Source organism: Gleimia hominis (assembly GCF_002871945.2).
GTDB lineage: Bacteria > Actinomycetota > Actinomycetes > Actinomycetales > Actinomycetaceae > Gleimia > Gleimia hominis_A.
In genome coordinates this window covers 228,264-241,185 of the sequence record NZ_CP126963.1, presented here as the reverse complement: position 1 = coordinate 241,185, position 12,922 = coordinate 228,264, and the positions used below count along the sequence as shown (strand labels likewise).

Below are 12,922 nucleotides of genomic sequence, written 5' to 3'. Positions count from 1 at the left end.
ACTCACCTCTATCAAACTCTGCTGTTGCCCGCAGTACCTGGTTCACCACTAGCGGGATCTTGCGTTTGCGCCCCAAGGTCGTGCTGCACGCGGGTTTGCGGCCCGCCCGTCGCGGCTTGATTCTCGCCCGCAAGGTCGCCGGGGCCGAACGCGTCGGGCAGCACGTGTGCCATCGTGGTGTCACCGCTGGGCATGCGCATCGCGAGCTCAGGCCCGCCGTGTTCGAACAGTAGTTGCCGGCAGCGGCCACACGGGGCGCACACTTGCCCGGCTTCTCCGCCTACGCACACGAATGCAACTAGGCGGCCCCCACCGGTGTTCACGAGGTTCGACACCAGTCCGCATTCCGCACACAGGGTCACTCCGTAGCCAGCGTTTTCAACATTGCAGCCCGTCACTACCCGGCCGTCGTCAACTAGGGCCGCTGCCCCAACCGGGTAGTGCGAATACGGGCAGTACGCGCGGGCGCGCGCTGCTTGCGCTGCTTCTAACAGCTGCGCCCACACCTTCTCGTCCACCACCTTGTTACTTTGCTGCGGGTTCATCACGGATACGGTTTCCCTTCTGCTGCGGGTGCCCGCACCGCACCAACGAACCCGGCGACTGCGAGGATTGTGATGATGTACGGAATCATCAGCAAGAACTCTGATGGAATCGGCGAACCCACCGCCTGCATGATCGCCCCCAGGTTAGTGGCGAACCCGAACAGTAATGCAGCTGCTGCCGCGCCCTTGGGGTTCCACCGGCCTAGGATCATTGCTGCTAGGGCGATGAACCCGTTGCCCGCCGCCATGTCTTTACTGAACGCCAGGCCTTGCCCGACGGTGAAGAATGCGCCACCTAGTCCAGCAAGCGCACCCCCAAGTAGTACGTTGCGCCACCGGGTCGCATTCACTTTGATCCCAACCGTGTCTGCGGCTCGGGGGTGCTCCCCGCACGCGCGCATCCGCAGGCCCCAACGGGAGTTGAACACCATGAACTGCAAGAACAGTACCGCGAAGTACATCAGGTACACCAGGATTGACTGGTTGAACAGCACCGGGCCGATCACTGGAATGTCTGCGAGCACGGGGATGCGGATGGCCCCCAGCGAGTAGTTCGCGTTCAACGATTCCGCGTTCTGTTTCAAAACCGTGGAGTACATGAACGAGGTAATGCCCACTGCCAGCATGTTCAGCACCACGCCCACGATGATGTGGTCGGTCCGCAAGTTCACGGTGAACAGCGCCAGCAGAACAGCTAGCGCCATGCCACCTAGGGGCGCGCCGATCAGCCCCAGGTACGGGTTTTTGAACAGGGAGGCCACCACGGCGCCCATGAACGCGCCGAGCAGCAGTTGTCCCTCAATGGCAATATTGATAACCCCAGAACGTTCGCACACCACGCCAGACAGGGCGCCGAACACTAGGGGGGTTGCGAAGGCGATACCGCCAATCAAAAGGGAAATCACGGGTAGGTGCGCGCTTTCGCGGCCCGCTACCGTGTAGATCAAGAACGCGATTACGAAACACGTGGCCACCCCCACCAGGAACCAGCCGGACGCTTCCCGCCGCTGCTGGGCAACGCGCCAAATATACACGGTGAGGGCAATCGCGATGACCGCCAAAATAGCAATCGTTGGCTTCGAGGGAATGTGCGTGTCCGGGATCGTGAACCAACCCGTGGCCCCAGACCATGAGAACACGGACCTACCTTTAGAAAGCAGCGCCAAGATAACTGTCAACGCAGCCATCACGGTTGCGGCAATCGGATCGCGCAACGTCATTTTCCGCTGCACCGCTGGGGTATTTTCAGGAGTTTTCTTGAGGATCTGCGTGCTCATTTCGTTTCTCCTTTCTCCGTGGCGGCGGCAGATGTTCGGCGTTGTACGGAGCGTTTTTCTCTAAAGTAACGAACGGCTTCAGAGGCAGCGATTAGAAGCACGATAACTGCCTGGGTGATCTGCACGATATCCACCGGGATTCCCGCGGAGGATTGCATTGTGGACGCTCCCGCAGCCAGGCCACCAAAGAGGATGCCAGCCAGCACAGTGCCCAGGGGTGTTGATTTACCGAGCAGTGCCACTGTGATCGCATCGAAACCATATGATCCGGCGGTGCCGTTAGTGAGGAACCGTTCCGTCCCGAGCACGGGCGCGGTACCCGCTAGGCCTGCTAGGGCCCCGGAGATCACGAGGGTTAAGAAGATTACGTTGCGTACGGAAATGCCGGCGGTTCGAGCTGCTGCTGGGTTTGCGCCCGCTGCGCGTAGTTCGAACCCGAAAGTGGACCGCTCTAGGAGCCACCAGACGAACACGGCTGCGCCGAGTGCCAGCAGGAACGATAGATCGAGCCGCATCGTGGAGCCCAGTAGCCGCGGGTACATCGCGGCGTCCGCCACGTACTGGGATTTACCGCTCACCCCTTCGCCCACCAGGAACTTCTGTTTCAGCATGTAGGCCACTAGGTATGCGGCGATGGAGTTGAGCATGATCGTGACGATCACTTCGTTGGCCCCCACCCAGGATTTGAGAGCACCGGGAATCCCGCCCCAGATCGCGCCGCCAAGAATGGCGCAAATGATCGCGACTAGTAGGTGCAGGCCGATGGGTAGGTGCAGGTGAATACCGGCGATTGTGCCGCACAGGGCACCGATCGCGAGTTGTCCTTGCACACCGATGTTGAACAGGCCGGCGCGGAACGACACTGCCACCGCCAGACCGGCGAGGATCAGGGGCACGGACCGCGTGAGGGTTTCGACAAATGGTTTGATTGCCGCTGCGAAACTGTCCGCCTGGTAGTTCACTACGGCGCCGCGGAATAGGGAGGAGAAGAATCCGCTGAACGCGTTCCAAGATGCACTCAAGAAGTCTGAGGGGCGGGCCAGCAGGTATCCCGCGGTGGTTTGCACGTCCTCGTTGAAGATGACGACAATCACCGCGCCGATTACGAGTGACAGGGCGATTGCCGCCAAAATCGTTGCTGTGGAGATGGAGAATATCCGCTTCAGTATACGGTTTGCCATCGGCACGTGTTGATCTTGGTTTTGTTTTGGTTCCTGAGGTGGTTTAACGCCCGTGGGGGCTAGGGAACCCGGTTGTGCTTCACTCATCACTACCTTCCTTAACTTCGCTCCCAGTTTCGGGCTTTGCGTCAGCTGATGGCCGGGGTGTCTGCCCGCCTGCGGGGCTCGAACCAACGGTCTGCCCATCTGCCCGACCAGAGCCCGCGGTTTCCTGGGCTAAGCGGCCAGAGCTTGCAGCTTGTTGTGCTTCTTCGAGCGGCACTCCAGCCATCATTAGGCCCAGCACGGACCGGGGGGTGCCGGCGGGGACTATCCCAACGATTTTGCCGCGGTACATGACTGCGATCCGGTCCGCGAGCGCATCCACTTCGTCTAGTTCTGTGGAGATTACGAGTACGGCGGTGTTCGCGTCGCGTTCTTCAATTATGCGTTTGTACACGAATTCGATTGAGCCGACGTCGAGGCCGCGGGTGGGTTGGGAGGCCACGAGCGCAACGAGTTTGCGTGACAGTTCGCGTGCCAGAATCGCTTTTTGCGCGTTCCCACCGGACAGGGTTGCGATTGGGTCGGTTACGGAGGTGACGCGCACGTCGTATTCTTCGCGTAGTTTCTGCGCGTTGTCCAGGACCACGTGGGGCCGCATGTTGATGCCTTTGGCGAACGGGGGCCGGTCGTACTGGTCGAGAATCATGTTTTCTGCGATTGAGAACGAAGCAATCATGCCGTCTTTTGAACGGTCTTCAGGCACGAACCCGAGGCCGCCTTGCAGCCGGTTTTTAATGGTCCGGCCTGAGGCGTCTTTTCCACCGATTTCAATGGTGCCCGCGCTGGGGGCGGTGGCGCCGAGGAGGCATTCGGACAGTTCTGTTTGCCCATTCCCTTGCACCCCGGCGATACACACCACTTCGCCGCGGCGCACGTCCAGGTTCACGTCGTCGAGCAGTAGATTCCCTTTTTTGCTCACGAGTGAAACGTTCCGCAGTGACAGGCCGACGTCGCTGGTGTTCGGTTCGTCTTTTTCGACGTTGAGCATCACCGGCCGGCCCACCATCATGGACGCGAGTTCTTCTTCGGTTGATTCCGCGCTCGCTTCACCCACTACTTTTCCGCGTCGAATCACGGTGATGTGGTCTGCAACGGCGCGGACTTCGCGAAGTTTGTGGGTGATGAACACGATTGACGTACCTGCCGCTTTTAACTGCAGCATGATGTCCATTAGTTCGTCTGTTTCCTGAGGGGTGAGCACAGCGGTGGGCTCGTCGAGGATCAGTACGCGGGCGTCGCGCGAGAGGGCTTTGATGATTTCAACGCGTTGTTGAGCTCCCACGGAGAGGGATTCGATGGGGGCGTCGGGGTCGATGTCGAATCCGAAGCGTGCGGATAGTTCCCGAACTTGGTCACGCGCTTTTTTGGTTTCAATAATGCCCGCGACCTTCGTGGGTTCGTAGCCGAGCGCTACGGATTCCGCGACGGTGAACACGGGCACGAGCATGAAGTGTTGGTGGACCATGCCGATCCCGGCGGCGACCGCGTCGCCGGGGCCGGAGAATGACACGGGTTTGTTGTCAATGAGGATCTGTCCATCGTTTGGCTGGTACAGACCGTAGAGTACGTTCATCAAAGTGGATTTTCCCGCACCGTTTTCCCCCAGTAACGCGTGGATTTGTCCGGGTTCGATGGTGAGGTCGATGTGGTCATTGGCCACGAGTGGGCCGAACACTTTGGTGATTCCTCGTAGTTCGAGCTTCACGGTGTTCCTTAACTTTATCGGTGTGTTACGGCTTTATTACAGGCCCGCTCCCGGTGGGAACGGGCCTGTAATCATTTAGGGCAGCACATCAGTTTACGGTTGGTTCTGGGTTTCTACCTTAATCTCACCGCTTGTGATCTGCTCCTGGAGCTTCTTCAGTTTCTCTTTCAGCTCAGCAGGTACCTTGGAGTCGAAGTCGTGGAACGGTGCCATGGAGACACCCCCGTTCTTCAGGTCCCCAATGTAGGGTTTGGAGTCGAACTTACCTTCCTTAACAGACTTGATGGTGTCGAACACGGAGTTCCCGATTTCTTTAACCACCGAGGTGAGGATGATGTCTTTCGACTCTGGTTGCGTGCGGTAACCGTCGGCGTCAACCCACACGATGGACGCGTTCTTATCGGACGCGTCTTTAACGGCCGCGAGCGCACCGGAACCAACGGGGCCGGCGACGGGCATGATGATGTCCGCACCCTGATCGAGGAACTGCTTAGCGGTCTCTTTACCTTTCGGGACGTCTTCGAAGTTACCGGTGGCAGCTCCGTTTTGTTTCTCTTTATCCCAACCGAGGAGTTGAACGGCAGAACCGTTTTCTTCGTTGTAGTGCTTGATGCCGTCGGCGAATCCGTCGGCGAAGATCGCGGTTGTGGGGATCTTCATGCCGAGGAACGTGGCGACTTTACCGGTTTGCGTCATGCCGGCAGCTGCGTATCCTGCGAGGTAGGCGGCTTCAGCGGTGTTGAACACTAGGGCGCGCGCGTTCTCAGGTGCGTCTTTGAACTGTGAGTCCACAATCGCGAACTTGATGTCCGGGTTTGCCTTCGCTTTGGCTTCTAGCTGGTCTACCATGAGGAAGCCCACGCCGATGATTATGGAGCATTTGTCGCTTACCGCGGCGTCGATGTTGGGTTCGAAGTCGGCTTCGGAGTGGGATTCGATTGCGGAAACCTCTACGCCGAGTTCGTCTTTAGCCTTCATGAGGCCTTCGTGTCCGGACTGGTTGAAGGATTTGTCGTCGAAGCCGCCGGAGTCCGAAATCATGCAGGCTTTGACTTTGTCACCGCCTTCTGATGAGGACTTGCCTTTGTCCCCACTTTCAGGTGCTGCACCACACGCGGTGAGTAGGAGCGCCGTTGCAGCAATGGCGGCCGAGATCTTGGATGCTTTCTTCACTTTCCCCCCTAGTTGGGATTCGTTAGGAGTGATGAACCCAAAGCCTTAGTTAAGGCTCCGCTCTGGTTCGCTGGTTGCCAGATCATTTTACCTCATACGTGACGGCCAATGGGATAAAACGGTGCAGAAAACTTTAGTTTTAACGAACTTAGAAGTATTTATACTAGATCTTCGAAACCAGCGTTGAGCAGCGCTTTAGGGATGCTTTTCACGTCTTGCGCCCGGTTGGAGTCGATCACCAGCACCGCATCAGGGGTACTTACCACAGTTATCCCTTCCACGCCTAGTGTTACAACAGCCGGTCCCGTAGTGAATACGCGGGCGTTGGCATCAATTTGTACTATTCGCTCGCTCTTATTTTTTAGCGGCTTGAGGGACTCAAAGTCTCCTAGGTCCGACCATTCTGTGTGCAGGGGTACCACCGCGACGTCCCCCTGGTCTGCTGCGGGCATGGCGATTGCATAGTCGAACGCGATTTTCTCCAGTGACTCCCACAGTTCTTCTCGCCGGTTTACTGCCGCGCTGTCCCATTCTTGCGCAAGAGTTAGAACCGCGTCTGCCATGCGGGGGTTGTGGTTGCGCAAATGCTGGGTGAAGGTGTCGGCGCGCATTATGAACATTCCCGCGTTCCATAAGTACCCTTCGGATACGAACTGTTCGGCGCGCTGCTGGTCGGGTTTTTCTACAAATGCGTCTGCCGCATAAGCGGGTGTCTGCCCCGATTTCCCCATGTGTGCATCAGCCTCATCCTCGTTGCCCTGAGCTAGCGGATGGCCGGGTTTGATGTATCCGAAGGCGGTGGACGCGCACGTGGGTTCGATCCCGAGCGTGACGATTTTTCCGCGCTGGGCAATGCGAGCAGCGGTTTGGACGCACTGGCGAAATAGGGCCTCATCGTCAATAACGTGGTCTGCAGCAAACGAACCCACTACGGCGTCCGCACCGTATTGCAACTTCAGGTGGGTAGTGGCAAGCGCAATTGCAGCAAGGGAATCGCGTCCACTGGGTTCCACCAGCACCTGGGCTGCGGAACCGACTTGTGTGCGCACCGCGTCCGCGTGCTCAGCTCCCGTGACGATCGTGATTGACGCGGCCACTGGGGCAAGCCGGCTCACCGTCATCTGTAGCAGTGACCGGTTTGGATCCGCAAGGTTCAGTAAAAACTTCGGGGTAGCGCGTCGCGACAGGGGCCACAAGCGGGTTCCCGCGCCACCGGCGGGAATTATGACGTGTAGTTTCGGGTCCGGGTAGTTCTTTTCCACACCCTCCAGCATACGGTGAGTGTCCAGACTACGAGCGCTACGTTACGCACTACCACAAAAATGCACGCCCACAGGTGCGGTGCGGAAGTGGTTGTAGATAGGAAATAGGGGTAGAGGGTGGGGTAGATGCATTGGGTCATCGCGGTTATCCCGGCTAGTGCAAGGCCCATTTTGGCGTGCCAACGGGTGCGTTCAAATACCAGCACTACGGTCCACAGGGGCAGCAGCCAGATCATGTATTGCGGAGAGAAAACTTTGTTCGAGCAGATCAACAGGCCAGTGATCGCGCATGCCAGTAACGCTTTAGTTCCAGCGGTGGTGGACACGCGGTAGGCGCGCATGCCGAACCACCCGATCAGCGCAAGCGTCAGTACCGTCAGAACGGTCCCCACGTGTAGCGACAAAAATACGCCTGGCCCCGAGTAGTCGATTGAGTTGTTAGTGGAAAGCGCGGCGGTGTAAGCACCGGGGTTGAAGGCCCTCGCCCAGGTGATGGCGGTGGCCACGATCGATTCCGAATGCAGCCCGCGGCCGAGTTGCCATCCCAAAGGGGAGAACACGCGCTGCCACCCACCTAGCAGCGCGCTGATCAAAATGAGCCCCACGCCCGTTCCAAGCAGAGCTAGGCCCGCGCGTTTCCAGGAGCGGGTGAAGGCCGCGAACAGGGTGATTGGCGTGAGTTTCATCGCGGTCCCCCACGCCAGCAGGTGACCGGCCCACGCGGGGCTGGTGGCCAGAAACGCAGCCGCCCCCAGCAGCGCGGGCACGAGGTCGAACCGGTTGAGCAGCAGCGGACCCATGCACACAGCCAGCAGAGCCCACATCCACCCCGGTTCCGTAAACAACCACACCCAACGCGGCTGGTGTAGATGCCGTGGTTGCTGCTTGCGCCAAAGCACTAGGAACCACACTCCTACCAACAGAACCATGGCCCACGCGAATCCAGCCTGGTAGGTCTGCGCGTCATTGGTGAACGCTGCCCCAAAAAAGAGCAGTGCCGCCGCCGGGGTTGGGTATTCCACCATTGCCCCGCTGACACCATGTTTGAGGGCGAACCGGCCCCACTGGTAGTAGTAGTTCACGTCCCCGGTTATGCCCCACGAACCAGTGAGCTGCCACAAGCACCACACGGCCAGCATGGATGCGGCATAAAAGAGGGCATAAGAAAAGCCAAGACCCAGCGCGTTCCGCCGGGCCTTGGCTAGTAAGCGTGAAAGTAAGGTCACTCTTCTTCGGAGTCGCCCTCGCCATCATCGGAGCCCTCTTCGGCCTCCGCGGACTCCTCGGTTTCCTCCGGTTCTTCTTCCGGCTCTTCCTCCGGAATCATGATGGAACCAATAACCGTGTCGGGCTCCAGGTCCGATTCCACGTCGGTTGGGAAGTTAACGTCCGCGATTGTGAGCACGGCGCCTTCCTCAAGACCTTCAATCGACACCTCAATGGACTCGGGAATGTCAATCGCAGGGGCGTGCACCAGCAGCGTGAAGTGCTCTTGCGACAAAATCGTGTTCGGTGCGGACTCACCCACGAACACCAGGGGTACGTCCACATCTACCTTCTCGTCGCGGCGCACAGCCAGCAGGTCCAGGTGGATGATTTCGCGGCGCACCGGGTGACGCTGAATATCTTTAACGATCGCCAGCTGTTCCTCCCCGTCGCAAACCACGTTCACAAGGGCGTTTTCGTTGTCTTTAACGATGAGGAATACATCGTGCGCATTCATGTCCATGTGCACGGGTTCCACGGTGTTGGAGTAGATCACCGCGGGAATCATACCGGCGCGACGAGCGCGACGAGCAGCGCCTTTACCGAATTCTTTACGGGCTACGCCGTCGAGGCGGGTAATGTGAGTAGCCATTTGTTTATCCTTTCAGAATCTTATTATTGGACCCCGGAAGGAGCGGAACCACAGGTTTTGCAGCACGCATAATGCGAGCGTTGCAAAAAGGGTGTTTCCACGCCCAGTCGATAACGGCAACACCGGTTCCGGTGCGCCCTCGCCGAGGCAACAGGAAAGAGTTTAGCGCAATTAGGCCACACCGTCGAATAGCGAGGTTACCGAGCCGTCGTCAAATACCTCACGTATTGCCCGTGCCAGCAGGGGCGCGATCGGCAGGATCGTGAGTTTATCAAACCGTTTCTCCGCTTTAATAGGGAGCGTGTCTGTAATCACCACTTCGGTTGCCCCGCATTCGGATAGGCGCTGCGCCGCCGGTGGGGACAGCACCCCGTGAGTGGCGGCAACGATAACGGATTTCGCACCGGAGTCTTTGAGTACCTTAACAGCTTCCGCAATAGTCCCACCGGTGTCGATGAGGTCATCAACGAGCACGCAGTTCAGACCTTCCACGTCACCAACTACGCGGTTAGCGACCGCAACGTTCGGCCGGGAGGTGTCACGAGTCTTATGCACGAACGCCAGGGGGCAGCCACCGAGCTTGTTCGCCCACTTCTCCGCCACGCGGATACGACCCGCGTCGGGGGAAACAACGGCCACGTGCGATAGGTCCACGCGAGATTTCACGTAGTCCACAAGCACCGGCATGGCCCACAGGTGGTCCACTGGGCCGTCAAAGAAACCTTGGGCTTGTGCGGCGTGCAAGTCCACTGCCATGAGCCGGTCCGCACCCGCGGTTTTAAATAGGTCCGCCATGAGGCGTGCGGAAATGGGTTCGCGGCCCAAGTGTTTTTTGTCTTGCCGTGCGTACGGGTAGAACGGGGCAACCACGGTGATGCGTTTAGCGGATGCACGCTTGAGCGCATCCACCATAATTAGTTGCTCCATGATCCACTGGTTTATGGGTTCGGTGTGGGATTGCAGTACGAACGCGTCACAGCCGCGCACGGATTCGTTGAACCGCACGTAGATTTCAGAGTTAGCGAAATCGTATGCTGTGGTTGGGAGCACGCCGGTTCCCAGTTCTTTCCCCACCGCCTCCGCTAGTTCTGGGTGAGCTCGGCCAGTAACGAGTACCAAGCGTTTTTCTCCGGAGGTGATGATTCCTGACACTGTACTAATTCTCCTTGCGGCGGTTACGGGATCTTATTGCGGGTCAGAGTCTTTAAATTCGGAAAATGCGGGGGCGACGGTGCCGGCCGCGATTGTCGTGTCATAGGCGAACACGTGTGGCAGTACCGCCCCTTCTTCTACGCGGGTGTTCCGCAGCGTAGTGTGGGGGCCAATTGTGGCGAAGGGTTCTACGATAGTGGTGCCTTCGAGTACACATCCGGGTTCGATGGTTACGTCCGGGGCTATTGCCACGTCTTTATCGATTGAGGTTTCGTTTGGGGATATGATCGCCACTCCGCTCAGCATGTGCTTGCGCAGGATACGGCGGTTCATTTCGTCGCGCAGTTGTGCTAGTTGAGCGCGGTCGTTACAGCCTTGAGCTTGCCACGTGTCTTTCAGTAAGTACGCGCCCGCTCCCCCGTGTTGTTTGGCGAGGGCAATGGTGTCGGTCAAGTAGACTTCACCTTGATCGTTGTTTTGCTCGAGGCCCTGGAGCGCTTCTTGTAAGAACTGAGCGTCGAACGCGTAAATGCCCGCGTTCATTTCTTTGATTTCACGCTGCTGCGCAGTGGCGTCACGGTGTTCAACAATCGCTGTGACCGTTTCCCCGTCGCGGATTATCCGCCCGTATCCCGTTGGGTCATCGACTACCGTGGTCACCACGGTTACTGCGCGTTTTGATTCTTCGTGCATCCGCGTAAGTTCACGGATCGTGTCACCTTCTAATAGGGGTACGTCCGCTGATATCACGAGGATAGTGCCTTGCAAAGACGCGTGCTTAGAAAGCTCCTGCATACCGCACCACACTGCGCGGCCAGTGCCGGGCACGGCGTCTTGATCGGCAATAATCGCATCGGGCTTCAACTCTTGCACGGCGTTTGCCACGGCCTCACGTTGATGGCGAACCACCACCACCGTGTGCTCCGCGCCGGACTCTTCGGCGGCGTCAATCGCGTGCCCTACTAGCGGCAGTCCACACATTGTGTGCAGCACCTTAGGTGTTGCCGACTTCATGCGCGTTCCCTGCCCAGCAGCCAGGATTATCACAGCGGATGGCGTGGTCAAGTGCCCCTCACTTCAAGAATCGTGCGTTTACAAAACGCGTGCATACCAAGCGTTTCTGTCTCGATTGTAAGCCTAGCGCGCCCACCTTCGCCAAATGAGCTGTAAACAGACCCTAACCGACCAATTAATAGAGCCAAAAAATAGTGGACGTCAAGAAGGTGCGGATATAAAAAGTTCCGCCCCTAGGATTCGAACCCAGACTAGAGGTACCAAAAACCTCTGTGCTGCCATTACACCAGGGCGGATTAGCAACAGCTATTTTGCCATACTTCCTCCTCAGATATCCAATGCGTGTGAGATAACCTGCTCACACCCCGTTCAAAACCGCGAGGCAAGTACACTGATCACTAACCGGAACCTAGGTTTAGCCCCACCGCGTGGGCGACCTTAATACTTGCGGATGGAGGCCTCAAAATTACCGTCAAGCGCACGCGCATGAGCGGCATCGAACGCCGCGAACAACTAATAGAAGTGGCACGCACACTGTTTGCCTCCAAAGGGTTCGACAGCACCTCGGTAGAAGAAATAGCTTCCGCAGCCGGCGTAACGAAACCAGTGGTATACGAACACTTCGGTGGTAAAGAAGGCCTCTACGCAGTAATTGTCGACCGGGAAGTACGTCGGCTCGTTAGCACAATCGCGAACTCACTCGAATCCTCCCTACACCCACGTGAAATTGTAGAAAACACAGCCCTCTCCCTACTGGACTACATCGACAACCACGCGGACGGGTTCCGCGTACTGGTGCGCGACGCGCCGAAAGCACAGTCCCTCGGATCCTACTCGTCCGTCATTGGCGACGTCGCCTCACGCGTGGAACACCTACTTGCACGCCAATTCGAAGTCGGGCGAATGGATAAAAAATGGGCACCACTATACGCCCAAATGCTCGTCGGCCTCATCGCCCAAGTTGGCCAATGGTGGCTAGAAGAAAACGCGTTCGACAAACACACAGTTGCCGCACACGTGGTGAACCTCACCTGGCTCGGTTTACGCAACCTAGAATCAGACCCCCACCTCAAGGGATAGAAACCAAACGCAACCACCGCCTCAAAAAACAAGGGGGCGACACGCAACATAAGAGTCGAAAGTCCCACACAAACCTCTCGACATCAAGTATCTTGAAATTGTGAGTAATGAAGCTAGTCAAACTAGTCATGAGGATGACGTAGACCGGATTGTAGGTGCGTGGGAAGTGCAGCGCCCCGATCTGGATACCTCCCCCATGCTCATTTTCTCCAGAATCACCCGCATCGCCCGACACCTTGATCTGGCGCGACGAACCGCATTCTCGAGCCACGAACTCGAACCGTGGGAATTCGATGTGCTCTCGTCTCTGCGACGCGCCGGTAAGCCCTATGCACTGACGCCCGGGAACCTCATGAACGAACTACTAGTCTCGTCCGGCACCATGACCAACCGGATTGACCGTCTAGAAGCCAAAGGTCTAGTGGAACGATCCCGCTCCTCCACCGACCGTCGGGCAGTGCTCGTCACCCTCACGTCAAACGGGAAACAAAAAGTTGACGCGGCCCTGGCCTCTCTACTCGACGCCGAACGCGCGCTCCTGGTTAGCCTGACGAAACGGCAACGCGAAAACCTCAGTAAACTTCTGCGGCCCATACTGCTGACTTTCACGCCAAAAACGCGGCACTGAGG

At 57.9% G+C, this 12,922-nt stretch carries 12 protein-coding genes and 1 tRNA gene; 2 read left to right on the top strand and 11 right to left on the bottom strand.

The genetic code is table 11. From position 1 onward, the window contains the following. Window positions 1-11 precede the first annotated feature (11 nt). The 11 genes from CJ187_RS01105 to CJ187_RS01055 all read right to left on the bottom strand — a co-directional run bounded on the left by CJ187_RS01105 (window position 12) and on the right by CJ187_RS01055 (window position 11,508). Window positions 12-545 (bottom strand): cytidine deaminase, encoded by a 534-nt coding sequence (locus CJ187_RS01105; RefSeq protein ID WP_102216133.1) that lies wholly within the window; start codon window positions 543-545, stop codon window positions 12-14. Beyond that, window positions 545-1,822: an ABC transporter permease gene (locus tag CJ187_RS01100; protein ID WP_102216134.1), complete on the bottom strand. Its 1,278-nt coding sequence runs from the start codon at window positions 1,820-1,822 to the stop codon at window positions 545-547. Before CJ187_RS01100 ends, CJ187_RS01105 begins: the two co-directional genes overlap by 1 nt. Continuing rightward, complete coding sequence (locus CJ187_RS01095; RefSeq protein ID WP_233187310.1) at window positions 1,819-3,090, bottom strand: ABC transporter permease; 1,272 nt, start codon at window positions 3,088-3,090, stop codon at window positions 1,819-1,821. Before CJ187_RS01095 ends, CJ187_RS01100 begins: the two co-directional genes overlap by 4 nt. Next, window positions 3,083-4,753, bottom strand: coding sequence for an ATP-binding cassette domain-containing protein (locus tag CJ187_RS01090; protein ID WP_102216135.1), 1,671 nt, complete (start codon window positions 4,751-4,753; stop codon window positions 3,083-3,085). Before CJ187_RS01090 ends, CJ187_RS01095 begins: the two co-directional genes overlap by 8 nt. A 93-nt stretch (window positions 4,754-4,846) precedes the next feature. Beyond that, window positions 4,847-5,926, bottom strand: coding sequence for a BMP family lipoprotein (locus tag CJ187_RS01085; protein WP_102216136.1), 1,080 nt, complete (start codon window positions 5,924-5,926; stop codon window positions 4,847-4,849). Between the two features lie 158 nt (window positions 5,927-6,084). Further along, on the bottom strand, window positions 6,085-7,188 hold the full coding sequence (locus CJ187_RS01080; protein ID WP_233187311.1) for a mannose-1-phosphate guanylyltransferase: 1,104 nt from the start codon (window positions 7,186-7,188) through the stop codon (window positions 6,085-6,087). Then, on the bottom strand, window positions 7,149-8,414 hold the full coding sequence (locus CJ187_RS01075; protein WP_102216138.1) for a glycosyltransferase 87 family protein: 1,266 nt from the start codon (window positions 8,412-8,414) through the stop codon (window positions 7,149-7,151). The genes CJ187_RS01080 and CJ187_RS01075 overlap by 40 nt, the downstream gene beginning before the upstream one ends. Next, window positions 8,411-9,046: a 50S ribosomal protein L25/general stress protein Ctc gene (locus tag CJ187_RS01070; RefSeq protein ID WP_102216139.1), complete on the bottom strand. Its 636-nt coding sequence runs from the start codon at window positions 9,044-9,046 to the stop codon at window positions 8,411-8,413. The genes CJ187_RS01075 and CJ187_RS01070 overlap by 4 nt, the downstream gene beginning before the upstream one ends. Window positions 9,047-9,217: 171 nt before the next feature. Further along, window positions 9,218-10,198: a ribose-phosphate diphosphokinase gene (locus CJ187_RS01065; RefSeq protein ID WP_102216140.1), complete on the bottom strand. Its 981-nt coding sequence runs from the start codon at window positions 10,196-10,198 to the stop codon at window positions 9,218-9,220. A 33-nt stretch (window positions 10,199-10,231) separates the two neighbouring features. Beyond that, window positions 10,232-11,263, bottom strand: coding sequence for an NTP transferase domain-containing protein (locus tag CJ187_RS01060; RefSeq protein WP_434737328.1), 1,032 nt, complete (start codon window positions 11,261-11,263; stop codon window positions 10,232-10,234). A 174-nt stretch (window positions 11,264-11,437) separates the two neighbouring features. Further along, window positions 11,438-11,508 (bottom strand) — tRNA-Gln (locus CJ187_RS01055). Window positions 11,509-11,698: 190 nt separating this feature from the next. On the opposite strand from CJ187_RS01055, the gene CJ187_RS01050 reads away from it, so the two are divergent. Together CJ187_RS01050 and CJ187_RS01045 are read left to right on the top strand one after the other, a co-directional pair. Then, complete coding sequence (locus CJ187_RS01050) at window positions 11,699-12,292, top strand: TetR/AcrR family transcriptional regulator (protein WP_199171057.1); 594 nt, start codon at window positions 11,699-11,701, stop codon at window positions 12,290-12,292. A gap of 100 nt (window positions 12,293-12,392) precedes the next feature. Then, window positions 12,393-12,920, top strand: coding sequence for a MarR family winged helix-turn-helix transcriptional regulator (locus tag CJ187_RS01045; RefSeq protein ID WP_233187312.1), 528 nt, complete (start codon window positions 12,393-12,395; stop codon window positions 12,918-12,920). Window positions 12,921-12,922 lie beyond the last annotated feature (2 nt).

Excerpts from the sequence above, each read along its gene's own strand:
- CJ187_RS01100 (WP_102216134.1), bottom strand. The coding sequence starts at position 1,822 with ATGAGCACGCAGATCCTCAAGAAAACTCCTGAAAATACCCCAGCGGTG.
- CJ187_RS01105 (WP_102216133.1), bottom strand. The coding sequence starts at position 545 with ATGAACCCGCAGCAAAGTAACAAGGTGGTGGACGAGAAGGTGTGGGCG.
- CJ187_RS01095 (WP_233187310.1), bottom strand. The coding sequence starts at position 3,090 with ATGAGTGAAGCACAACCGGGTTCCCTAGCCCCCACGGGCGTTAAACCA.
- CJ187_RS01050 (WP_199171057.1), top strand. The coding sequence starts at position 11,699 with ATGAGCGGCATCGAACGCCGCGAACAACTAATAGAAGTGGCACGCACA.
- CJ187_RS01070 (WP_102216139.1), bottom strand. The coding sequence starts at position 9,046 with ATGGCTACTCACATTACCCGCCTCGACGGCGTAGCCCGTAAAGAATTC.